Annotated in this window: 24 protein-coding genes; 14 read left to right on the top strand and 10 right to left on the bottom strand. The window is 60.6% G+C overall.

Translation table 11 applies throughout. The annotated features are described in order from the left end of the window. Window positions 1–142: 142 nt before the first annotated feature. On the bottom strand, window positions 143–754 hold the full coding sequence (locus PG883_RS15350; RefSeq protein WP_042864976.1) for a flavin prenyltransferase UbiX: 612 nt from the start codon (window positions 752–754) through the stop codon (window positions 143–145). Then, window positions 751–2,121, bottom strand: coding sequence for a UDP-N-acetylmuramate:L-alanyl-gamma-D-glutamyl-meso-diaminopimelate ligase (gene mpl, locus PG883_RS15345; RefSeq protein ID WP_270807371.1), 1,371 nt, complete (start codon window positions 2,119–2,121; stop codon window positions 751–753). The genes PG883_RS15350 and mpl overlap by 4 nt, the downstream gene beginning before the upstream one ends. Before the next feature lie 233 nt (window positions 2,122–2,354). On the opposite strand from mpl, the gene ppa reads away from it, so the two are divergent. Beyond that, on the top strand, window positions 2,355–2,885 hold the full coding sequence (gene ppa / locus PG883_RS15340; protein ID WP_005335667.1) for an inorganic diphosphatase: 531 nt from the start codon (window positions 2,355–2,357) through the stop codon (window positions 2,883–2,885). A gap of 25 nt (window positions 2,886–2,910) precedes the next feature. Here ppa and PG883_RS15335 read toward each other — a convergent pair whose 3' ends face one another. Continuing rightward, window positions 2,911–3,261: a hypothetical protein gene (locus tag PG883_RS15335; protein WP_089503668.1), complete on the bottom strand. Its 351-nt coding sequence runs from the start codon at window positions 3,259–3,261 to the stop codon at window positions 2,911–2,913. 123 nt (window positions 3,262–3,384) lie between these two features. On the opposite strand from PG883_RS15335, the gene PG883_RS15330 reads away from it, so the two are divergent. The 11 genes from PG883_RS15330 (at window position 3,385) to PG883_RS15280 (ending at window position 13,344) form a co-directional block, all read left to right on the top strand. Further along, window positions 3,385–4,263, top strand: coding sequence for a hypothetical protein (locus tag PG883_RS15330; RefSeq protein WP_119197335.1), 879 nt, complete (start codon window positions 3,385–3,387; stop codon window positions 4,261–4,263). Window positions 4,264–4,468: 205 nt separating this feature from the next. Further along, window positions 4,469–5,011: a YtfJ family protein gene (locus PG883_RS15325; RefSeq protein ID WP_270807370.1), complete on the top strand. Its 543-nt coding sequence runs from the start codon at window positions 4,469–4,471 to the stop codon at window positions 5,009–5,011. Window positions 5,012–5,054: 43 nt separating this feature from the next. Further along, on the top strand, window positions 5,055–5,345 hold the full coding sequence (locus PG883_RS15320; protein ID WP_080988551.1) for a hypothetical protein: 291 nt from the start codon (window positions 5,055–5,057) through the stop codon (window positions 5,343–5,345). A gap of 36 nt (window positions 5,346–5,381) precedes the next feature. Then, window positions 5,382–5,972, top strand: coding sequence for a DUF2796 domain-containing protein (locus PG883_RS15315; protein ID WP_270807369.1), 591 nt, complete (start codon window positions 5,382–5,384; stop codon window positions 5,970–5,972). Between the two features lie 4 nt (window positions 5,973–5,976). Beyond that, complete coding sequence (locus PG883_RS15310; protein ID WP_039040841.1) at window positions 5,977–6,663, top strand: ABC transporter ATP-binding protein; 687 nt, start codon at window positions 5,977–5,979, stop codon at window positions 6,661–6,663. Between the two features lie 58 nt (window positions 6,664–6,721). Then, window positions 6,722–7,969: an ABC transporter permease gene (locus PG883_RS15305; protein WP_052815241.1), complete on the top strand. Its 1,248-nt coding sequence runs from the start codon at window positions 6,722–6,724 to the stop codon at window positions 7,967–7,969. 31 nt (window positions 7,970–8,000) lie between these two features. Further along, window positions 8,001–8,477, top strand: coding sequence for a DUF3299 domain-containing protein (locus PG883_RS15300; protein ID WP_010675589.1), 477 nt, complete (start codon window positions 8,001–8,003; stop codon window positions 8,475–8,477). 121 nt (window positions 8,478–8,598) lie between these two features. Continuing rightward, on the top strand, window positions 8,599–9,447 hold the full coding sequence (locus PG883_RS15295; RefSeq protein WP_128343787.1) for a TIGR03899 family protein: 849 nt from the start codon (window positions 8,599–8,601) through the stop codon (window positions 9,445–9,447). Between the two features lie 237 nt (window positions 9,448–9,684). Beyond that, window positions 9,685–10,962, top strand: a complete 1,278-nt coding sequence (locus PG883_RS15290) for a methyl-accepting chemotaxis protein (protein ID WP_270807368.1) — start codon at window positions 9,685–9,687, stop codon at window positions 10,960–10,962. 737 nt (window positions 10,963–11,699) lie between these two features. Then, window positions 11,700–12,551 (top strand): nucleotidyltransferase domain-containing protein, encoded by an 852-nt coding sequence (locus tag PG883_RS15285; RefSeq protein ID WP_270807367.1) that lies wholly within the window; start codon window positions 11,700–11,702, stop codon window positions 12,549–12,551. Then, window positions 12,544–13,344: a hypothetical protein gene (locus PG883_RS15280; RefSeq protein WP_270807366.1), complete on the top strand. Its 801-nt coding sequence runs from the start codon at window positions 12,544–12,546 to the stop codon at window positions 13,342–13,344. Before PG883_RS15285 ends, PG883_RS15280 begins: the two co-directional genes overlap by 8 nt. 327 nt (window positions 13,345–13,671) lie before the next feature. Here PG883_RS15280 and cysC read toward each other — a convergent pair whose 3' ends face one another. The 5 genes from cysC to cysG form a co-directional block, all read right to left on the bottom strand. Then, a complete protein-coding gene (cysC, locus tag PG883_RS15275) occupies window positions 13,672–14,265 on the bottom strand; it encodes an adenylyl-sulfate kinase (protein WP_270807365.1) in 594 nt (197 codons plus the stop codon). Between the two features lie 237 nt (window positions 14,266–14,502). Continuing rightward, window positions 14,503–16,227 carry an SLC13 family permease gene (locus PG883_RS15270; protein WP_270807364.1) on the bottom strand — a complete coding sequence of 575 codons (1,725 nt, stop codon included), beginning with the start codon at window positions 16,225–16,227 and terminating at the stop codon, window positions 14,503–14,505. 4 nt (window positions 16,228–16,231) lie between these two features. Continuing rightward, window positions 16,232–17,659, bottom strand: a complete 1,428-nt coding sequence (gene cysN, locus PG883_RS15265) for a sulfate adenylyltransferase subunit CysN (RefSeq protein WP_270807363.1) — start codon at window positions 17,657–17,659, stop codon at window positions 16,232–16,234. A 24-nt stretch (window positions 17,660–17,683) separates the two neighbouring features. Further along, window positions 17,684–18,652: a sulfate adenylyltransferase subunit CysD gene (gene cysD, locus PG883_RS15260; RefSeq protein ID WP_050498204.1), complete on the bottom strand. Its 969-nt coding sequence runs from the start codon at window positions 18,650–18,652 to the stop codon at window positions 17,684–17,686. Between the two features lie 104 nt (window positions 18,653–18,756). After that, complete coding sequence (cysG, locus tag PG883_RS15255) at window positions 18,757–20,181, bottom strand: siroheme synthase CysG (protein WP_182956862.1); 1,425 nt, start codon at window positions 20,179–20,181, stop codon at window positions 18,757–18,759. 197 nt (window positions 20,182–20,378) lie between these two features. On the opposite strand from cysG, the gene PG883_RS15250 reads away from it, so the two are divergent. Both PG883_RS15250 and PG883_RS15245 read left to right on the top strand, forming a co-directional pair. Beyond that, window positions 20,379–21,302 carry an SPFH domain-containing protein gene (locus tag PG883_RS15250; RefSeq protein ID WP_029314806.1) on the top strand — a complete coding sequence of 308 codons (924 nt, stop codon included), beginning with the start codon at window positions 20,379–20,381 and terminating at the stop codon, window positions 21,300–21,302. Next, window positions 21,299–21,754, top strand: coding sequence for an NfeD family protein (locus tag PG883_RS15245; RefSeq protein WP_270807362.1), 456 nt, complete (start codon window positions 21,299–21,301; stop codon window positions 21,752–21,754). Before PG883_RS15250 ends, PG883_RS15245 begins: the two co-directional genes overlap by 4 nt. Window positions 21,755–21,830: 76 nt before the next feature. Here the strand turns inward: PG883_RS15245 and PG883_RS15240 are convergent, their stop codons facing one another. Both PG883_RS15240 and PG883_RS15235 read right to left on the bottom strand, forming a co-directional pair. Next, entirely contained in the window at window positions 21,831–22,076 is a 246-nt protein-coding gene (locus tag PG883_RS15240) for a hypothetical protein (protein WP_043764213.1), read from the bottom strand. Between the two features lie 305 nt (window positions 22,077–22,381). After that, window positions 22,382–23,431: an oxidoreductase gene (locus PG883_RS15235; RefSeq protein WP_270807361.1), complete on the bottom strand. Its 1,050-nt coding sequence runs from the start codon at window positions 23,429–23,431 to the stop codon at window positions 22,382–22,384. Window positions 23,432–23,477: the final 46 nt, after the last annotated feature.

Below are 23,477 nucleotides of genomic sequence, written 5' to 3'. Positions count from 1 at the left end.
CGCCCGCGCGGGTAGGTGGTTTCTTATTCCTTTTAAATTGCGGGGCCGCCCCCCCCCCCGCCCCCATCAGGGTTCATGTTTTACACACGGGGGGCGGGGGTTTACCCCCCCGGCGCCGCTTTTTTGTCCGCTCCCCGCCGTATCAGTGGTTTGCATAACCCCAGCGACTGGTCAACTCATGCTCGACACCCAGGTGGTCGAGGATGCGGGCGACCATGAAGTCCACCAGATCTTCGATGCTTTTGGGTTCATGGTAGAACCCTGGCGCCGCCGGCATGATGGTCACGCCAAGACGGGCAAGCTTGAGCATGTTCTCCAGATGGATCGCCGAGAAGGGGCTCTCCCGGGGCACCAGAATCAGCTGGCCCCGCTCCTTGATCACCACGTCCGCCGCGCGCTCCAGCAGGTTGTCCGAGGTGCCGTTGGCAATGGCCGAGACGGTGCCCATGGAGCAGGGGCAGACCACCATCTGTTTGGGGGCCGCCGAGCCGGAAGCCACCGGCGAGAACCACTCCTCCTTGCCACAGGCGACGATCTGACCCTCTTTGGCACCATAATGGCGACAGAGGTACGCCGACAGCTCCCTGGGGGAGCCCGGCCAATCCTGCTGCTGCTCGGTCTTGAGCACAACCCTGGCCGCCGAGGAGGCGAGCAGGAAGACCCGATAGTCCGCCTGCACCAGGCATTCCAGCAGGCGCAGGGCATAGGGAGCGCCGGAGGCGCCGGTCAGCGCCAGGGTGATGGCCTTGTTCATGATGCGCTCTGCAGCTCCTTGAGGCGGGCGATCAGCTTGTCGTGAATGCCGCCGAACCCGCCGTTGCTCATGATCAGAATATGATCCCCTGGGCGGCTCTCGGCCACCAGGGCGCCAATCAGGGCATCAAGGGCCTCGAATACCCGGGCAGGCCGGGTCATGTGGGCCGTCACCTCCCCCAGATCCCAGCCGATGTTGGGGGGCTGGAAGAAGAACACCTCGTCGGCACCGTCGAAGCAACCGGCCAGCTCCTCCTTGTGAACCCCGAGCTTCATGGTGTTGGAGCGGGGCTCCAGCACCGCCAGGATGCGGGCCTTGCCCACCTTGGCGCGCAGTCCACCCAGGGTGGTCTCGATGGCGGTGGGGTGGTGGGCGAAGTCGTCATAGACGCTGATGCCGGCCACTTCCCCTTTCAGCTCCATGCGCCGCTTGGGGGACTTGAACTGGCAGAGGGCGTTGATCCCGTGCTCCACCATGACACCGGCATGGCGGGCGGCGGCGATGGCCATCAGACCGTTGTTGACGTTGTGCTCGCCGATGCACTCCCAGTGCACCTCCCCCTGTTTCACGCCATCCAGCCACACCTCGAAGGCGGAGCCGTCATCGGCCAGCTTCACCGCCTTCCACTTGGCGTCGTCCTGGCCCACCAGCTCCACCTCGCTCCAGCAGCCCATCTCGCGCACGGCGGTAAGGTTGTCATCACCTTTGGGGAAGAGCACCCGGCCGTTGCTCGGCACGGTGCGCATCAGGTGGTGGAACTGGCGCTGGATGGCGGCGAGATCCGGGAAGATGTCCGCGTGGTCGAACTCCAGGTTGTTCATCACCAGGGTGCGCGGGTGATAGTGGACAAACTTGGATCGCTTGTCGAAGAAGGCGCAGTCATATTCGTCCGCTTCAATCACAAAGAAGGGAGCCGAGCCGAGACGGGCGGAAACCGGGAAGTTGCCCGGCACGCCGCCGATGAGGAAACCGGGTTCCAGCTTGGCATACTCCAGCACCCAGGCCAGCATGCTGGCGGTGGTGGTCTTGCCATGGGTGCCCGAGACGGCCAGCACCCAGCGATCTTTCAGCACGTGCTCCAGCAGCCACTGAGGGCCGGAGATATAGGACAGATTGCGGTCCAGCACATATTCCACACAGGGGTTGCCACGGCTCATGGCATTGCCGATCACCACCAGATCCGGCGCAGGATCGAGCTGGGAGGGGTCGTAGCCTTCGGTCAGTTCGATGCCCTGTTGCTCGAGCTGGGTGCTCATGGGGGGATAGACGTTGGCGTCGGAGCCGGTCACCCGATAGCCAAGCTGTTTTGCCAACACCGCCAGACCACCCATGAAGGTGCCGCAGATCCCGAGAATGTGAATGTGCATACCGCTGCCTTTTCCAGTAAAGGGAGTGCGCATTCTAGGGTCTGTTGACCCGGTGGCACAAGCCGCGCCCATGGGGAGCGAAGGCATCCGCGCCCGCAGACGACAGAAATCGGGCAAGCGCGGGGATAAGCTCCCCTCCGCCACGCCACCCGGCCCTTGAAATATGGTCATTTGACGGGACATCGCTATAATGTCGGCCTGCAAACTTGACTCCAACACTCAAAGGAAACGTCATGAGCCTGAACTTGGTACCGGCCGGCAAGAGCCTGCCTGACGACATCTACGTCATCATCGAAATCCCGCAGAACGCCGACCCGATCAAATACGAAGTCGACAAGGACAGCGGCGCCATCTTCGTTGACCGTTTCATGTCCACCCCGATGTTCTACCCGTGCAACTACGGTTACGTGAACGCCACCCTGTCCCTGGACGGGGATCCGGTCGACGTGCTGGTTCCGACTCCCTACCCGCTGCTGGCCGGCTCCGTCATCCGCTGCCGCCCGGTCGGTGTGCTGAAGATGACCGACGAATCTGGCGAAGACGCCAAGATCGTGGCCGTTCCCCACTCCAAGCTGACCAAGCAGTACGATCACATCCAGGATGTGAACGATCTGCCCGAGCTGCTGAAAGCCCAGATCCAGCACTTCTTCGAGCGCTACAAAGAGCTGGAGGCGGGCAAGTGGGTCAAGGTGGAAGGTTGGGGCGACAAGGCCGCTGCCGAAGCCGAAATCAAGACCTCTGCCGAGCGTTACGCTGCAAAATAAGCGTACTCCTCGCAAAAAAGGCGCCTTATGGCGCCTTTTTTATTGGTCGTTGCGGGGACGCTCCGGGGGGATCCCCCTGGATATAGAGGTCTCGCCCGTTTTGCCGATAGGGGCGGTAATAGTCATCACCGCAGCGATATTCCTGACCGGCACCTCCCACCAGATCACAGTTGACCGGCAGCACCTCCAGCCACTTGATGGCCTGCTGGAAGCGCAGCCACTCCTGCCATTCATGCTCCCGGGCCAGCTGATCCCGCAGGGCGAAGGTATCCGCGCTGGACAATCCCTGATTGACGATGACCTGCCCCGCCAGCGTCGGCGTGGCCACCAATATCAGCAGAAACCGTGAAACAAGCTTCATGATGATTTCCCCCATGACTTATTTCCTGAATTAAATTTAAAGTCAGATCAGATAATTACCAATATATCTGTCACCAGACCAATCCAAATGCCGGTCACTCACCTAGTTGTTTATTATCAACCCAGGCGGAGGCGCACCATGAAACTGGCACAAGGCTTTCTGTGCAGTCTGCTCTTCGGTACCATGGTGCAGGCCAACGAGATCAACCTGAGCTGGCAGTGGCAATCTGCGGATGGTCAGCAAAAACACCTGCAATTGACGGCGGATGAGCGCACCTTTTCAGCCAGCCGTCACGAGATGACACAGCTCGACACCGCCCTCAACTTCCCGCTGGAAACACTCTACTCCTACATCAGTCCGCGCCTCTACAACAGCATCAACCAGATCAACCAGCACAGCCCGGAGACGGCCACCAAGTTCCGCAACCTGGAACAGGCCTTTACCCTGCACGACAGCAGCCTCGAATCCGCCCAGTTCTGGCAGGCCTACCGGCAATATCAGGAGGACGCCTTCTACGAGATGCGGGTCCAGCCCTGCGTGCACCCGGCCAATCAGAAGCTGCCCTGTGTGCGCCCCAACTACTCCCAGCTGTTCTATCAGTTCAAGGGAGACCTAAAACCCCTGGCACAGCAGTTTTCGGCCAAGGATCTCGCCACCAGCGTCATCCTGCTGCAGGAGTGGCTGAGCGGCATCCCCACCCCGCCCGAGCAGATGGACCACTTCGCTCCGCCCTTGCAGGCCCTGCAGGACAACAAGGCCGACAGCGACGAGAAGGCGCTGCTCATGGCCAGTCTGCTGGCGGAGCTGGCGCCCCAGTACAGCCTCAGCATCATCTATCCGAACATCAGCATCGGCAGCGTCTCGCCGGCCTGGCTCGCCATCACGGCCGACAGCGGCCTTGAGGGAGACACCCTGGTGATCGGCAATCAGCGCCACGTGCTGCTCACCGGTTCTCCCCTGCTGGCCCAGCAGATGACCATGGCCCAGATTCCCTTGATCAGCGAACCGCTCTACTAGCCTCTTCTGACCATCACTTGCTTTTGATGGATGACATGCCATCCTTGCCGCCGTCATTGGGGGGATGGCGACCATGTTGACAAGATCACCGTCGCACCCTGCATTATTTAACACTTTTTAAACAGATCCGATCAGTTTAGGATGTTCAGGGTCCCATTCCCTCGACCCAAAAATCGTTATAACATCACAAAGGAGTGTCATCCGGATGAAACATCTCGTGCTTACTCTGGCGCTGCTGCCAACCCTGGTCATGGCCCACAACATCAAGGAATCAACCCAGGTGCCGCTGGTCAACATCAGCGACAAGGGGGAGCTGGTGCTCAAGGAGAAGGAGATCAGCTATCAGCCCTGGCAGAGCAAGGTCCTGACCGGCAAGGTCTTCCTGATCCAGCACATTGCGGGTCGCTCCAGCGCCAAGGAGCTCAATGCCCCCATGATCGAGGCGATCAAGGCGGCCAAGCTGCCCCACGACAAGTACCAGACCGTCACCATCATCAACAGCAATGACGCCATCTGGGGCACGTCCGGTTTCGTGAAGAGCAGTGCCGAGGACAGCAAGAAGGAGTTCCCCTGGTCCGCCATGGTGCTGGATGCCAAGGGGATGGCCCGCAACGCCTGGGCGCTTACCCCGGAAAGTTCGGCCATCATACTGCTGGATAAAGAGGGCAAGGTGCTGTTTGCCAAAGATGGCCAGCTCGATGCCGCCGAGATAACCAAGGTGATGGGGCTCATCCAGACCCATCTCTGAATCAGAGAGAAGGGCGCTGATGGCGCCCTTTCCACAAGGGTCTATGGGTCGTTCCACACTGACAATCTGGGTGTTGCTGCTGGGCTGGTTGTGGATGCAACCGGTGCTGGCACAGCACCCTCTTGAAGCTGCCCTGCCCGATCACGGTCATGCCTGCACCCTCTGCGTCCTGCATCTGGATGGCAAGCTGGCACTGACGCCGACCCCCGTACTCCCTCCCCTCTCCTCTGGCATCGATCGGTATATCGGCACTCCCCAACCGAGGGCGGCCACCGGCACCACGGGACATCGCCGTATCCGCGCCCCGCCGCCCCTTCATTGTTTCTTTTTTTGAACCAATCTTTTCTCTATTTATTCAAAAGGATTAACGATGAAAGCAGTCACCCTGTTGCTGGCCGCTGCCGCCTTCGGCGCCCAGGCCAATCACGACGAACACGAAAGCCACAGCCACGGTGCCCATGAGCACGGTCACGGCCACCTCAACCTGGTACTCGACGGCAACCAGCTGATGATCGAGTTGCAGGCCCCTGCCGCCGATCTGGTGGGCTTCGAGCATGCCGCCAACACCGATGAGGAGAAAGCGCAGTATGCCAAGGCGGTGGCCCGCCTCCAGCAGCCCGACGCCCTCTTCCGTTTCGACCCGGCCGCCGGCTGCAAGCTGACCCAGCAGGAGCTGCAGGCCGCCAAGGAAGATCATGACCATGAGCACAAGCACGAGCACGAGCACGAGCACGACAAGGCTGATGGCGCTCACGATGAACACCATCACGACGACGCGGGCCATGCGGACATGGGGGCCATGTACACCTACACCTGTGCTACCCCGGCCAAGCTCACCGGTCTCGAGGCCACCCTGTTCAGCCTCTACCCGAGCCTGGAGAAGCTGAGCGTGCAGGGCATACTGCCCACCGGCCAGACCGCCGCCGAACTGACTCCGTCCGCCAACAAACTGGGCTGGTAACACCATGAAACATGCCGTGGTTGAGATCCGTGATCTGGCCTTTGCCTGGCCGGGTCACGAAGCCGTCCTCGATCTGCCCGCCCTTCGCATCCACGAGGGTGAGCGCGTCTTCATCAAGGGCCCATCGGGTTGTGGCAAGTCCACCCTGCTCGGGTTGCTGGCCGGTATCCAGACCGCCAACCACGGCACCCTGGAGGTGCTTGGCCAGCCCCTGGCCCGGCTTTCCGGCCGCGCCCGTGACCAGTTCCGGGCGGCCAATCTGGGGTACATCTTCCAGCAGTTCAATCTGCTGCCGTTTCTCTCGGTGCAGGACAACGTCACCGCTGCCCTCACCTTTTCACCCGCCAAGCGGGCCCGCCTGACAGGGAGCCCCGAGCAGGAGGCGCGCCGCCTGCTGGCAGAACTGCAACTGCCGGATGAGGCACTCCATCGCCCCGTCCACGCCCTCAGCATCGGCCAGCAGCAGCGAGTCGCCGCCGCCCGCGCCCTGATAGGCTCCCCTCCTCTGGTGATCGCCGACGAGCCCACCTCGGCCCTGGACACCGACAACCGGGCCGCCTTCATCCGGCTGCTGTTCGAGGAGTGCGACAAGCAGGGATCTACCCTGGTCTTCGTCAGTCACGATCCCTATCTGGAGCCCCTCTTCCCCCGGGTGGAGAACCTGCAACAGCTCAACCGGAGGGCGGCATGACCACACGCCATCATCTCGCAGCCCGTCCGGCCATCTCCCCTTCACTGCGGAGGCTCTCATGCTGAAACTCGCCCTGCAAAGTCTCTGGGCCCGTCGCCTCACCGCCGGGCTCACCCTGCTGGCCGTCGCCATCAGCGTCACCCTGCTGCTCGGGGTGGAGCGGGTGCGCAGTCAGGCACGGGACAGCTTCGCCAACACCGTCTCGGGTACCGATCTCATCGTCGGCGCCCGCTCCGGCCAGGTGAACCTGCTGCTCTATTCGGTGTTTCGCATCGGCAACCCCACCAACAACGTGGGCTGGGACTCCTACCAGGCCATCAAGGCCAGGCCCGGTATCGCCTGGACCATCCCCCTCTCCCTCGGCGACTCCCACAAGGGGTTTCGCGTGCTCGGCACCAATGGGGACTACTTCACCCACCTGAAGTACGGCCAGCAGCAGGCGCTCGTCATGCGCGAAGGTCGCCCCTTCGAAACACCGTTTGAAGCGGTGCTGGGTGCCCAGGTGGCCGAAAAGCTCGGCTATCACCTGGATCAATCCATCGTCATCGCCCATGGCGCCGGCAACACCTCGTTCAGCCAGCATGACAACATGCCGTTCAAAGTGGTGGGGATCCTGGCCCCCACCGGCACCCCCATCGATCGCACCATTCATGTGCCGCTGGCGGGCATAGAGGCGATCCACCTGGGCTGGGACACCGGTCGTCACAGCAAGAACGTGACCCCGGAACAGGCGATGGCGCTGGATCTCACCCCCAAGACCATCACCGCCTTCATGGTGGGGCTGAGCAACCGGATCCTGGCGTTCCAGTTGCAGCGCAGCGTCAACACCTATCCCAGAGAGCCCCTGATGGCCATCCTGCCGGGAGCCGCTCTGCAGGAGCTCTGGGGGCTGATGAGCGTGGCGGAGACCGCCCTGTCGGTGATCGCGGGCTTCGTGGTGGTGGCGGGCCTCATCGGCATGCTGACCACCCTGCTCGCCGGCCTCAACGAACGGCGCCGCGAGCTCGCCATTCTGCGCTCCCTGGGGGCGGGCCCTGCCCACCTCTTCCTGCTGCTGGCGCTGGAGGCGATGGCGCTCACCACGGCGGGCATCGCCCTCGGGGTGGCCGCGCTCTATCTCGGTCAGGGGCTTGCTAGCCCCTGGCTGCTCAGCCACTATGGCCTGCAAATGAGCCTGGGTCTGCCGAGCGCCTATGAGTGGCAACTGCTGGGCCTGGTCTGGCTGGCGGGCATGGTGATCGGGCTGCTGCCTGCCGCCCGCGCTTACCGCTACAGCCTGAGCGACGGCATGAGCATTCGCGTCTGACCCGACGCATCCGACCAAGAGAGAAGAACAGATGATGAAGTGGAAAATAGTGGCGCTGCTGGCCAGCCTGCTGGTGCTGCCTGCCATGGCTGCAGATTACAAGACCATCGACTGGGATATCCTCATCCCGGAGGGGGAAAAACTGCTGCCACCGCCCCAGGTCAGCCATGATGGCGACTTCTCCTCGGTGCCGCAGCCGGTGGGGGGCGTCAACAAGAAGCTGGACAATCAGGAGGTACGGATCCCCGGGTTCGTGGTGCCCCTGGAAGGGGATGCCAAGACCATCACCGCCTTCCTGCTGGTCCCCTACTTCGGCGCCTGCATTCACGTTCCGCCCCCGCCCACCAACCAGGTGATCTACGTGAGCTACCCCAAGGGGGCGCCGGTGGATGACCTCTGGGACGCCATCTGGGTCAAGGGCAAGATGCACACCGTCAGCTCCAGCCACGAGATGGCCACCGCTTCCTACTCCATGGACGCGGTCGAGGTCAGCGTCTACGAAGAGTGAGCCCCTGATGGCCTCCCCCGGGAGGCCATTTTTTTATCCCGTGACGACCCCGGCAAAGGGATTGTTCATGGATCTGGTTGGAGTAACATTCACTACCAGACCTTGCCATCACGGAGCCAGCATGGCTGACCTGCCCCCCAAGAAAGAGAGTTCCATCCTGAGCAGCCAGGAGCAGACCCTGCGCCTGGCCCGCAGCCGCGGCATCGATGGCATGCTCACCCGCAACAGCGACAGCACCTTTGAGCAGCGCGCCACCTTTCGCCAGCTGGCGGAGCAGGCCACCCGCCAGCGCAATCTGGAATCCATCATGGTGATGGCCGCGCGCCACTGCGAAGAGACTGCCGCCGGCGGCGAGATAGACAGCGACTGGCTCACCCGCTTCCTGCAACTGGCCGAAGACATCAGCATGACCCCCATGCAGCAGTTGTGGGGCCGCATCTTCGCCCTGGAAGTGGCGACCCCGGGCCGCTTCTCCATCCGTGCCCTCAACACCCTCAAGGAGATGACCCAGCGCGAAGCCCAGCTGTTCCAGCGCATCTGCGCCCTCTCCTGCCACTACGAGGGCAGCGACGAGCAGCGTCTGCTGCTGGGCATGCACAAGGGGGCCAGCCTGCTCAGTCGCGCCAAGGTCACCCGGATGGGGCTCGGCAAATACCGGGTGCCCTACAGCGCCCTGCTGCTGCTGTGTGATCTCGGGCTGCTGCACCGTGGCGAGCTCGAATCCGGTCCCCTGCCCGCCGACGGGGTCGAGCTGGCCTTTGGCAACCAGCGCTGGCGTTTGCGCCAACGCCAGAGCAACCTCACCCTGCTCTATTACCGGCTCACCCCTGTAGGCAACGAGCTTGCCCTGCTGCTGGACGAGCCCCCTTTAGAGGAGTACCTGCAGGATCTGAAGACCCTGCTCTCCACCCACCTGCAGATAGAGACCCAGATGTCGGCCCCGGTCAGCGAGCCGGATCTGCCCGCCTGAGGCTGGCGGAGGCCCAGGCCCCGCCTTGCCAAATTGCGAAACCCGCCACGCCATTGCCAAAACGGCTCCCAAAAAGCGAATCCTGACGGCAGGGGCAGACGCGAGCCCGGGCCATGTTCCCCCCTCTGCGGGTTTTGAGCGCAAAAGAGACATATAGAACGCAATTTAAGCGTTTTTGGGCACTCTGGTGTACGAATTGCAACCAGACTCTCTTTCCTCTGTCAGGCAGGAAGTACCATGAGAGTCAATCAACCCGTTACCCAGCGTGAGCGCCTCTACCCGTCGCACCAGAACCTGATCTCCACCACGGATCTGGAGAGCCGCATCACCTATGCCAACGACGAGTTCTGCCAGATAGCCGGCTTCACCCTGGAGGAGCTGCAAGGGGCCCCTCACAACCTGGTCCGCCACCCCGACATGCCGCCCCAGGCGTTTGCCGACATGTGGCGCCATCTGCGGGAAGGCAAAAGCTGGATGGGCCCGGTCAAGAACCGCTGCAAGAACGGGGATCACTACTGGGTCAACGCCTTCGTCACCCCCAGCGACAAGGTGGTGGAGTACCAGTCGGTGCGCACGGCGCCGGACGACGCGGTCAAACAGCGTGCGGAGCGGGTCTATGACGAGATGCGCCGCGGCAAGACCCCCCGGGCCCTGCGCCTGCCCCCCTGCTGCCACACCCTGGGGATCCACCTCTGCCTGATGGCACTGCTGGCCAGCCTGGTCACCCTCGGCTATCAGCACGGCCCGGGCTGGCCTCTGCTCATCGGTGCCCTGCCCCTGGTGGTTGCGCTCGTCATCTGCCAGACCCTCTCCCGGCGCCTCGCCCGGCTGGAGACCCTGGCCCGCCACCGTTTCGACAACCCCTTGATGCAACTGCTGTATACCGGCCGGGTCGATCGTCTGGCTGCCGTCGAGCTCGCCATGAAGATGAATCAGGCCGAGTTCAATGCGGTGCTGGCCCGCACCCAGCAGACCTGCCAGCAGATCGTGCAGGCGGCGCAGACGGATCTGAACAATGCCGAGTCCATCACCGGCAACCTGCAACAACAGCAGGCCCAGACCAACCAGGTCGCGACCGCCATCAAGACCCAATCCTCCACCGGCGAGATCCAGCAGATGATAAGCCTCTTGCAGGCCAGCGCCGACGATGCCCAGCAGGCCATGGCGCAAGGGGAACAGCTCTCCGCCAGTTGCCGCCTCAAGGCCGCCGCCACCGGCGATATCCTGCAACAGATAAGCGAACGCCTGTTGCAGGTGACCGCAGGCAGCAACCAGATAGCCCAGGCGGTGCAGGAGCAGTCCCTGGTCACCCAGGACATCCACCACAGCGTGCTGGACATCAAGCGTCTGGCCGACGACTCCAGCCAGGGCAGCCGCCACGCCGTGCAGGGCATCATTGCGCTCGTGAAGCAGCTCGGGGATCTGGAGCGGCTGGTACGCCAGTTCCAGCAGCATCCCGCCACCCGGCCAACCAGCACCGCCCTGACCAGCGGCCAACCCCTGCTGGCCCGCTAAGCCTTCACGGAGGAAACCTGACCCAAAGACCGTGCGCTAACAATAAAATGGGCCCCTGCCGTCACCGGCAGCGGGCCCCTCTTTTGGGTGGTGCATGGGCGTCTGAGCGGGTTTCAAATTCGAGTCCTCGACTGAACCCGCGGGTCTTTCGCCCCATCACAATCACCTGCTCACCCGTGCCACGCCGACCCTCTCGGCTGCACCGCATGGCCCTCGGCAGGGCAATGGCCTTGCTCACAACCCCGTGAATCGTGGGCGTGAAGTGGGAACGCGGGAACGCGTTGCGCCTTGAGAGCCTTCTTATCCAACCTGGCGCAGGCCCCGCTGTCCCCCCAATTTATTGATCTTGCCCGAGAAATCACCCGATCCCCCTTCCCTAACCAGCTCCGTTCGGTAACATGGCAATCGGGATCACCTCTTGTCGGAGTCAGCCATGAACCAGACCGGAGCCACAGGGAAAGCGCAGCAGGCTGGAGGCTGAAATTCAGGGGCGGTAGCGTGTTTTTTGCCGATTGGTGCAGAACCTAACGAAGCCCAGCCGATGAGCATGTTCACATCAACCAAAGCGGGATAAACATGGATTAGATCGCTCGGTAAAACAAATATGCAGATACGTTTCGCGTTAAACGTTGGCTTCATTTCGTGTCGGTTGGCGCAGAGCGTAGCGAAGCCCAACATACGAGATGATGCTCCAAATCTGCCCATTGCTAGGGCAATAGAGCGCAAAAGGAGTTAAGTTGCCATATACAATCCCTGTCTCATTCGATAAATTCATCGAAAGGATATCAATTACAGGCAATCAAGCAGATACAGCAGAATCTAGATGTAAATCTATAGTCAGTCTGTTGGATAAAGAGTTTAATATACTAGAAGCCTTTCCTTTAGGCTCTTTAGTTAGTGGGACATCTTTGAGTGGATTTGCAGATGCAGATGTAATGTTAGTCCTTCATTATAGAAATCATGCTGAAAATAAGTCACCTACAGAGTTCTTACAATCAGTACGTGATAAATTAAGTCAATACAATACTCGTATGGCCAAAAAGAACGGTCAGGCCGTAACGTTATATTTTAAAACTTGGCCTAATGTGGATATTGTTCCGGCATACCGAGTTTCAGACAATGGAAGTTTATATTGCTACAAGATACCAAATGCGAATGACAACTCTTGGATTGAAACAAGGCCAAAAATCCATATAAACAACATGCAAAAGGTATCTGAACACAAAATTCATTTGATTAAAATGATCAAAGAGTGGAACAGAAAGCACTCTTCATATTTATCATCCTTTCATATTGAGGTTATGGCACTAAGCTATGAAAATTTTTATGGCGATTATGCATGGCACGTATTTAAATTCTTTGAGCATATGCACACAAAAATACAAAACTATATCCCATCACCGTCAGGACTAGATGGTTATGTTGATGATTACTTGGGGTCTTCTGATAGGTTGGCTGCAAGCAGTAGAATTGAAACTGCGTTAGCTAAAAGTCGTGATGCTTGGCTTGCCCATTATAATAACAACGACAAAGAATCCATTGAGAAGTTCGGCAAATTATTTGGAGATAGGTTTCCATCATATGGCTAGCATTCAAAGTTTATCAAGTGCTGTATTAGATAATGCCAAGAAGTATTCAAAATACGAAAACTTATTACATTTAGTTACTTTCACGTGTGCGGCGCTCTCAATTTTTCTGACTGGTAACTGGCTGTATATTATAGCTTTAATGGCAATACTGTCAGAGTTTTCCGCATGGCTTTTATCTAAAGAAACAAATAACAAAAAGTCGCTTGGTCAAGAACTAATTAGATTGAATATAATTAAAAGCTCCTATGGTTCAGACATGTCTGTTGACTTGGCTTATTTAAAAAGTAGAGTGACTAGCGATGAATTTAAAAAAGCTAGGAAGTTTGAAAACGACAATTACTACGCCACAGATCAGTCCTCACCAGAAGAAAGGTTGGTGGATATAATTCAAGAAAGTTGCTTTTGGTCACAGCATCTATATCAAGCTTGCAAACAAAAGGCTATTAGAAATTCAATTCTGCTAGCAGTGTTAATCCTTTCTCTAATTGTCACTGGTTTATCTGTAACCTATAATGATGCCAACTATTCTGCTCCTAGATTGGCTCTTTTGTTTTTGATGTTTTTCCCTTTATGGAATGGTATTGACAAAGCCATAAGTTTTGGCAGCGCAGCGTCAAAACTTACAAGCATCGATCAACAACTTGGAACTTCAAAATTAGCAACCCCTAATTTGCTGTCCTTATTTGCCGAATATAATGTTGTTACATCTAACACACCTTTAATTCCGCAAAAAGTATTTGACTCAGAGCAAGAAAAACTAAATACATTGTGGGGTGAAAGAGTTGCTAAGTAGCGCTCTAACAAACGCTTCAAGAGGGACAGCCAACGCATGGTATTTTTATCATGCGCTAGTTTTCAGTGCTTCTGTATTATGCGAAAAGTTAGGGCCGTAGGTTGGGCTGAGTTTTACTAAGCCCAACACTCGAAAGCTTATTCGCGGTTAAGGTTGTGCTTCGCAAGCTCAGCCACAACCTACGCCGGAATGTGGATATCCATGGTGTTAACCGCCGTATAGCAGCTTGAAGAATTATTTTTTCTTATTACTTTTTGAAGCTGAATGAGAATAAATAAGGGGGCAAACACCCCCTTATTTATCAATATTCGACACTGACAACCGACCTTAGTCAATCAACCCCCGCTGCCGCAGGGCGGTCAGCAACTCATCCACCAGCGCTTCCACCGGCTTGCCGGCATTCAGCAGATGAATTTCCGGCTGCTCGGGAGCCTCATAGGCAGAGTCGATACCGGTAAAGTTGCGAATTTCCCCGGCCCTCGCCTTCTTGTAGAGCCCCTTGGGGTCACGCTCTTCACAAACGGCGAGGGGCGCATCCACAAATACCTCGACGAACTCCCCTTCACCCACAAGATTGCGCACCAGTTGCCGCTCGGCACGGAACGGCGAGATAAAGGCGGTGAGGACGATAAGGCCCGCATCCACCATGAGTTTTGCCACCTCGCCGACCCGGCGGATATTCTCCTGGCGGGCGGCGTCATCGAAGCCGAGATCGCCGCACAGGCCGTGGCGCACATTGTCCCCATCCAGCAGATAGGTGTGCTTGCCCGAGGCGGCCAGCGCCTGCTCCAGCGCCCCCGCCAGGGTGGACTTGCCCGCCCCGGAGAGCCCGGTGAACCAGATCACCAGGGGCTTTTGCCCCTTCTGCTCGGCCCGGCTCTGTTTGTCGACGGCATGCTGATGCCACACGATATTGCTCATCCAACACTCCTTGATTGGCGCTCACGCCGCAATACTGAAAACTGTCCGTTACCGCAGGGAGCCGCCTCGCACCATGAGGCGGCAAGGTGCTGATGCCCTGATATTGCGCATGCAACACCCCCTGATTGGCGCTCACGCCCGGATACCAGTGCCCTGGCACTCCCCTGCATCATAAGCAGCCTTGATAAAAGCTGCGTTAACATAAGCAGCCCTTAACACATCCCCCGGTATCAGACCTTAAAACGGAAACAGCAGGGGCACCATGACGATCACCCCGATGCTGTAGGCCAGGGAGACCGGCAGGGCCAGCTTGAGATAATCCGGCATCTTGTAGTTGCCCGCCGCATAGACCATCAGGTTGGTCTGGTAGCCGTAGGGCAGGATAAAGCTGGAACTCGCCCCGAACAGCACCGCCAGAATGAACGGCATGGTGGAGACGTCCATGCTGAGCGCCAGCTGGAATCCCATGGGGAAGGCCAGGGCCGCCGCCGCGTTGTTGCTCATCAGCTCCGTCAGCACCAGGGTAAACAGATAGATCCCCACGAAGGCGATAAAGGGACTGGCCCCGTTGAACTCCCCCATCAGCCAGTCGGCGATGAGCTTGGCCAGACCGCTCTTCTCCAGCTGATCGGCGATGGCGAGCGCCCCGCCCACCACCAGCCAGATATCCAGCGGAAAGCGGCGGCGGATCTCGTCCAGGGTCAGGATGCGGGAGAAGAGCAGCGCCACCAGCATCACCAGCAGCCCCTTGAAGAGCGGCACCAGATCGAGCACCGACAGGGTCAGCACCCCGAGGAACCCCGCCACCACGGCGGCGCTGCGTGTGGCATCAAGCCGGGTGGAGGCCTCCAGCCCGCTCACTACCACGAACTCCCGGGAGAGGGACTTGTTGCCAGCAAACTTGGGGCCGGGGGCCAGCAGCAGGGTATCCCCTGCGTGCAGTTCAATCTGGCCGAGGCCGCCGGTGAGCTGGGTCTCGCCCCGGCGCACCGCCAGCACCACCGCATCGAAGTGGGTACGAAACTCCGCATCCTTGATGGTCTGACCCACTAAGCGCGAGCTGTGGCTGACGATCACCTCCACCAGGTGCTGGCCGTTGAGGCGGTGCTGGCCGTAGAGATCCAGCCCTTTGAGCTCCTGCAACACGCCGACGCTCTCCACGTCGCCACAAAACAGCAGCATGTCCCCCTCGTGCAACTCGTGCTCCGGCTGCACCGGGCAGATCACCTGGTTGCCCCGGATGATCTCGGCAAGATAGAGGCTTTTCAGGCTGCGCAGGCCGTTCTCCTTGACGCTGCGCCCGGCCATCGGCGAGCCGGGGCCCACCTTGGCCTCGAGAAAATAGCCGGATTCCCGGCTCATCTCGGTGTCCTGCTCCGGCAGGTGGCGGGCAAACAGCAGCACGGCGATGAGGCCGGTCAGCAGGGTCCCCGCCCCCACCATGAAGAAGTCGAACATGCCGAGCGGCTTGGCCCCCATCTTGATGAGGAAGCTGTTGACGATGAGGTTGGTGGAAGTGCCGATCAGGGTCAGTACGCCGCCAAAGGTCGCCGCGAAGCACATGGGCAACAGCAGCCGGGAGGGCGCATGGTTGGGGTTGCGTTTGACCGCCCCCAGCATGGACGCCACCACGGCGGTGTTGTTGACGAACGCCGACAGGAAGGCGGTGGAAAACCACACCTTCACCAGCACCTTGTTGAAGGAGCCGGTGCCCACCAGGTTGGCAAACCAGCTCATGACCCGGGTCTTCTCCACCGCGAGCGACACCAGCAGCAGCAACACCAGGGTCAGCAGGGCGCTGTTGGTGTAGCCCGCCACCACGGCGTTGATGTCCGCCAGGCCGCTCAGGTAGGTGATGAGCACGGCGCCCGAGAAGAGCAGCGCCGGGCGGAGTCGGCCCTGGATCAGCAGGGCGACGAGGGCAGCCAGCAGACCCAGCACCAGGGATTGTTGCCAGGTCATGGGCTTATTCCTTGTCCGACGCGTTACTGATGGTCAGCGCCTGCCAGTGGGGGAAGTGCTTGCGCACCAGGGCGTTGAGCTCGATTTCGAACTCGCTGTACTGCCCTTTGACCGCCTTGGCGGCGACCCCTTCCACTATCATGCCCGCGCCCACGGTGACGTTGGTCAGCCGGTCGATGAGGATGAAGCTGCCGGTGTCGCGGATCTCCTGGTAGGGGTCGAACGCCACCGGGTCGGTCAGGCTGAATTCGCACAGGCCGATCTCGTTGAGCTTGAGCTCGGAGGCGGGCAGCTCGTCGAGCTTGTTGATCTCGATGCGGTGGCGGATGGCCTCCACCTGGCCACGGCTCTTCTTGGTGGCCAGCTTGACGTCATAGACCCGGCCCGGTTGCAGGGACTCTTCCCCCATCCAGACGATGTGAGCCAGCACGTTCTGGGTCACCTGGGGCTTTTTCGCCGCATCCACCAGCAGGTCGCCCCGGCTGATGTCGATTTCGTCCGCGAAGGTGACCGTGATGGCCTGACCCGGCAGGGCGTACTCCAGATCCCCGTCGAAGGTGACGATGCGGGTCACCGTGCTCTCTTTGCCGGACGGCAGCACGGCAAGCTTGTCGCCCACCCGCAGGATGCCGGAGGCGAGCGTCCCCGCGAAGCCGCGAAAATCGAGGTTGGGGCGGTTCACGTACTGCACCGGCAGGCGCACCGGATGGCGTTCCAGCTCGCGCTCCACTTCGGCAGACTCCAGCAAGGAGAGCAGGGTCTCGCCCTGATACCAGGCCAGCTTGTCGCTCGGGTTCACCACGTTGTCACCGTCCAGGGCCGAGACCGGCACGATGTGGATGGTGTCGACGCTGAGCTTCTTGGCGAATTCGCGGTACTCCAGGCTGATGCGATCGAACACCTCCTGGCTGAACTCCACCAGGTCCATCTTGTTCACTGCCACCACGAACTGCTTGATGCCGAGCAGGCTCGCGATAAAGCTGTGGCGGCGGGTCTGATCCAGCACCCCTTTGCGGGCGTCGATCAATATGATGGCCAGATCGCAGGTGGAGGCGCCGGTGGCCATGTTGCGGGTGTACTGCTCATGGCCCGGGGTGTCCGAGATGATGAATTTGCGCTTGGCGGTGGAGAAATAGCGGTAGGCCACGTCGATGGTGATGCCCTGCTCGCGCTCCGCCTGCAGGCCGTCCACCAGCAGGGCCAGGTCCAGCTTCTCGCCGGTGGTGCCGAGCTTCTGGCTGTCGGACTCCAGCGCTTTGAGCTGATCTTCATAGATCTGCTGGGAGTCGTGCAGCAGGCGGCCGATGAGGGTGCTCTTGCCGTCGTCCACGCTGCCGCAGGTGAGAAAACGCAGCAGGCTCTTGTGCTGCTGGGCGTGCAGGTAGGCTTCAATGCCCTGTTCGCTGATGGCGGTCTGAATGTGGTTGTTCATGATGCGATTCCTTAGAACATTTTTTTAGAAATAGCCCTGACGCTTCTTCTGCTCCATGGAGCCGGCCTGATCGTGGTCGATGAGCCGCCCTTGCCGCTCGCTCGAGGTGGTGATCAGCATCTCTTCGATGATCTCCGGCAGGGTGGTGGCATTGGATTCGATGGCCCCGGTCAGCGGGTAGCAGCCGAGGGTACGGAAGCGCACCAGCTCCTGCTTCACTTCGTCTTCCGGGCCGATGGGCATGCGCTCGTCATCCACCATGATCTTGATGCCGCCGCGATCCACCACGGGGCGCATGGCCGCGAAGTAGAGCGGGACTATGTCGATGTTCTCGAGATAGATGTATTGCCAGATGTCCAGCTCGGTCCAGTTGGAGAGCGGGAAGACACGGATGCTCTCCCCCTTGTTGACCTGGCTGTTGTAGACACGCCACAGCTCCGGGCGCTGGTTCTTCGGATCCCAGCGGTGGGACTTGTCGCGGAAGGAGTAGACACGCTCCTTGGCGCGGGATTTCTCCTCGTCGCGACGGGCACCACCGAAGGCGGCATCGAAGCCGTATTTGTTGAGCGCCTGCTTGAGCCCCTCGGTCTTCATGATGTCGGTGTGCTTGCTGCTGCCGTGCACGAAGGGGTTGATGTCCATGGCCAGACCATCCGGGTTCTTGTGGACGATGAGATCCAGCCCGTACTTCTTGGCGGTCTCGTCCCGGAACTTGATCATCTCCTTGAACTTCCAGTTGGTGTCCACGTGGAGCAGGGGGAAGGGGATCTTGCCCGGGTAGAAGGCCTTGCGGGCCAGGTGCAGCATGACGGAGGAGTCCTTGCCGATGGAGTACATCATCACCGGGTTTTCAAATTCGGCGGCCACCTCGCGGATGATATGGATGCTCTCGGCTTCCAGTTGCTGCAGGTGAGTCAGTCGCTCGCGGGTGACACCTGCACGGATGCTCTGTGCATCGGATGGCTGCAGTTGGGTCAGTCTTTCACGGTCCATGTCTGGGTCCTCGGTTCATTGCTATCGCACCTGCTCGGGGCGCGGTGTTGGTTCAGTTCGGTGCCGCCTTGGCCGCACCGTCAAATCGATTCGGGTCTCGCCTCTCAGGTCAGGCTCACCAGCTTGAGCTCGTGGCCGCTTTCTGCCTCCTGCCCTTGCCCCTGTTCGCCAAACCAGGCGAGTTGCTGGCGCAGGGCCACCACTTCACCGATGACGATAAGCGACGGGCTCACCGCCTGCTGGGCCAGCTCGGCCAGATCCGCCAGGGTGCCGGTCAGCACCCGCTGACGGGCCGTGGTGCCCCGCTCGATGATGGCGATGGGGGTGGCGGCGCGTCGGCCATGGCTCACCAGTTGCTGCTGGATATGCTCGGAGCGCATCAGCCCCATGTAGATGACCAGGGTCTGGTTGGTGGCCGCAAGCTGCTGCCAGTCGGGCTCCTTGCCCTCCTTCTGGCAGTGGCCGGTGATGAAGACGGCGCTCTGGGCATGGTCGCGGTGGGTGAGCGGAATGCCCGCATAGGCGGTGGCACCGGCGGCGGCGGTGATGCCGGGCACCACGGAGAAGGGAATGCCCTCCTCGGCCAGCACTTCCAGCTCCTCGCCGCCACGGCCGAACATGAAGGGATCGCCCCCCTTGAGGCGCACCACCCGGTTGCCCGCTTTGGCGTATTCCACCAGCAGGCGGTTGGTCTCTTCCTGGGGCACGCTGTGGGCACCCGCCTTCTTGCCGACCGACACCAGGGTGGCATCGCGGCGCACCAGGTCCAGGATCTCGGGGGAAACCAGCTGGTCATAGAGCACCACTTCGGCCTGCTGGATCTGTTGCAGCGCCTTGAGGGTCAGCAGGCCAGGATCTCCCGGGCCCGCCCCCACCAGCACCACTTCCCCCACTTCGGTCTGGGCCTTGTCCAGCCCCTCATTGAGCCACTGCTCGGCCCCTTGCCAATCGGCTTTCTCAATCAGACCGGCCAGGGTGTTGGAGGCAAAGGCGCGCTCCCAGAAGCGGCGGCGATCGGAGAGGGAGGCCAGCACCTGCTTGGCCCGGCGGCGCACCCGGCCGGAGAGCTCCGCCAGACCGCCGAGGTGGCGGGGCAGCAGGCTCTCGAGCCGCTCGCGCAACAGACGCACCAGCACGGGGGCCTTGCCGCCGCTGGAGACGGCCACCACGATGGGGCTGCGATCGATGATGGAGGGGAAGATAAAGCTGGAGCGCTCGGGGTCATCCACCAGGTTGACGAACAGACCGCGCTCGGTGGCGCTCTGGTAGACCAGGGCATTGACCTCGAGATCGTCGGTCGCGGCCACCACCAGGATCTGCCCTGCCAGGTGGGCCGGGTCGAAACGCGCCGCCACATGGGTGAAGCGACCGGCAAATTCATGGAACTCGGGCTCGATCGCGGGAGAGACCAGGGTGATCCGGGCACCTGCCGCCAGCAGCAGGCGCGCCTTGCGCAGGGCAACCTCGCCCCCGCCCACCAGCAGTACCGGACGGCCTTCCAACCTGGCAAACATAGGTAAATAATCCATCAGGGCCCGCTCCTCGGCATCGCGACATCTGGGGCGACTATAGGCAGGAGCGCTTATCCCTCAAAATAATAAAAAATGCTCTTTAATGCGTTTTGGTAATTAGTAAAGCCGTGTGGCGGCAATAGAGAAGCGAATCTGCTTGTGGTGGATGGCACCAGACCCTAGGCTAGTGAAAGTGTTTCATAAGGAGCTTAATCATGAATGAGTCATTGATTGTATTGGGGATCTTCATATTCCTGGTACTCGCCACCCTGAGTGCCGGCATCAAGATAGTGCCCCAGGGTTACAACTGGACCGTGGAGCGCTTCGGCCGCTACACCCGCACCCTCTCCCCGGGTCTCAACCTGCTGATCCCCTACATCGACCGCATCGGCCACAAGATCATCATGATGGAGCAGGTGCTGGACATCCCGGCCCAAGAGGTGATCTCCCGGGACAACGCCAACGTCACCATCGACGCCATCAGCTTCGTGCAGGTGGTGGATGCCCGCAAGGCGGGCTACGAGGTCAATGATCTCACCAGCGCCATCCGCAATCTCACCATGACCAATATGCGGACCGTGCTCGGCGCCATGGAGCTGGACGAGATGCTCTCCCAGCGCGACACCATCAACGAGAAGCTGCTGCGCACCATGGATGCGGCCACCGCCCCCTGGGGCATCAAGGTGACCCGGATCGAGATCAAGGATGTGCGCCCGCCCCTCGCCCTGGTGGAAGCCATGAACGCCCAGATGAAGGCCGAGCGCCAGAAGCGAGCCGAGGTGCTGGAGGCCGAAGGGGTGCGCCAGTCCAAGATCTTGAAGGCCGAGGGGGAGAAGCAGTCCCAGATCCTGAAAGCCGAGGGTGAGCGTCAGGCCGCCTTCCTCGCCGCCGAAGCGCGGGAGCGGGCCGCCGAGGCGGAAGCCAAAGCGACCCACATGGTCTCCCAGGCGATCGCCGAGGGCGACATGCAGGCCATCAACTACTTCGTGGCCCAGAAATACACCGAGGCCCTGGCCCGCATCGGTGAAGGCCCCAACAGCAAGATCATCATGATGCCCCTGGAAGCGGGCAGCCTGATAGGCTCGGTGGCGGGCATGGCCGAGCTGTTCAACAAAGACGGCAAGGCGGGCAAATCATGACAGCCCTGTTCGAGGGGCTGACCCACTGGCACTGGCTGGGGCTCGGCTTCGTGCTGCTGGCCATCGAGGTGATGGGGTCGGTGGGCTTTCTGCTCTGGACCGGCATCGCCGCCCTGGAGGTGGGGCTCCTGCTGCTGGTCTGGCCCTTCGGCTGGCAGGCGCAGCTGCTGCTGTTTGCGGTGCAGTCCCTGATCACCACCTGGGCCTGGTGGCGCTGGCAGCACCGCCGGGATCGCTCCGGGCAGGATGCCGCCGCCCCCATCAACGAGCGGATGCAGAGCTATCTGGGACGGGAGCTGACCCTGCTGGATGACGTCAGCCAGGGCATGAGCCGGGTCCATCTGGATGACACCGTCTGGACGGTGCGCTGCGGTCAGCCGCTCCCTGCGGGCACCAGGGTCAGGGTGACGGGGCATGACTCCCATATTCTGCTGGTGGAACCGCTGCCCTGAGCGGGCCCGCCTCCCGGCCATAAAAAAACGGGCCCGGCGCTCTCGCGCCGGGCCCGTTTTTCAATGAGGTGCTGGCTTAGTTGGCCTTGGCATCGCTCACTGCGGCTTCAGCCTTCTCGGCTACGTCAGCAGCAGCCTTCTCGACAGTAGCGGTCGCTTCGGAAGCAGCCTTCTCGACGGTAGCAGACGCTTCGCTAGCGGCGTTCTCAACAGTGGCAGCAACTTCTGCAGCCGGAGTAGCGGCCGGCGCGGCGGCTTCTTCTTTCTGACCACAGGCGGTCAACATCAGACCCAGGATACCGGCTACCAGTACTTTGTTCATGTGCATACCCTCAAAAAAAGATGGAGAGATGGTGTGAATGACCATCACAGCGCCCCGGCTCCCGGCAGAAAAACCACCGGCATGAGCCCGAAGGCGCGCGAAATATATCTCCATACGCGCCCGATGAAAACGCGTATCACAATGATATTTTCTCGTTGCCTTGATAAGAGAAACTACTTTAACGACAAATATTAATATAAAGCACCCACAAACTCACAAGGCGACACAACAAAACACCAAATTAGAGTCGAATGATGCTCAAAAATTGTCATTTTACCTTCCGCCTGTCGAGCCGTTAAATCGCCTCAATCAGACAGCTTCTGACAAGGAAGACGCCGCCCCTGGCTGTCGCTCTCCCTGGCCAGATCCAGCAGCGCCATCACCGCCAGCGCCTCGGGGGCGGGCACAGGGTTGGCCCCTTCTCCCTTGATGGCGGCACAGACCGCGCGGTAGTAGGCGCCGTAGTCCCCCGCCTCACCGGCCAGGGTCTGTTGCACAAGCTCGCCGTCCCGGATCCGGCTGAGCTGGCCGGGCTGCGGATCCGCACCCCAGTCCGCCGCCGGAGGGCGCTTGCCCTGCTTGAGCTGCTCTTCCTGCACGTCCATGCCGAACTTGATGAAGGAGCCCTCGCTGCCGTGCACCACGAAACGGGGCATGGTGGCGGAAACCAGACAGCTGCCGTGCAGAATGACCCGTTTCTCGCCGTAGCCCAGCACCACGTGGAAGTAGTCGTCGCTCAGCGCCCCCGGGCGCTGCCGGGCGAGATCGGCCTGGATCCAGTCAGGCTGGCCGAACAGCTGCAGGGACTGATCCAGGATATGGGGGCCGAGATCGAACCAGAGGCCGGAGCCCGGGCCACCCGCCTCGCGCCAGCGCTGGCGCACTTCGGGGCGATAACGGTCGAAATGGGATTCGAACTGGGCGATCTCTCCCAGCGCCCCCTCCGCCAGCAGGCGGCGCACGGTGAGAAAGTCCCCGTCCCAGCGCCGGTTGTGGAAGATGCTGAGCAGGCGCTGCTGCTCCTCGGCCAGCACCACCAGCGCCTCGGCCTCTGCCAGATCCAGGGCGAACGGCTTGTCGATCACCACGTGCTTGCCCGCCAGCAGAGCCTGGCGGGCGATGGGAGCATGGGTGTCGTTCGGCGTGGCGATCACCACCAGATCCACGGTCTCGTCCGCCAGCACCTCGTCAAGGGAACCGACGAGGCAACCGGGCAACTCGGCCTGCACCTTGGCGGCATCCCGGCTCACCACCCAACGCAGGGCGAGACCGGGGGTGCTAGTCAGAAAGGGGGCGTGAAAGGTCTGCCCTGCGAAGCCATAACCCACCAGGGCGGCGTTGATTGTGTGGCTCATGCGGTTGTCTCCACGGGTAGCAATGTCATGGGGAGCAGGCGAGCCA

The organism is Aeromonas sp. QDB25 (assembly GCF_027707725.1).
GTDB classification, from domain to species: domain Bacteria; phylum Pseudomonadota; class Gammaproteobacteria; order Enterobacterales; family Aeromonadaceae; genus Aeromonas; species Aeromonas caviae.
Note: the sequence above shows the minus strand (reverse complement) of the source record. Positions and strands in the feature narration are given on the sequence as shown.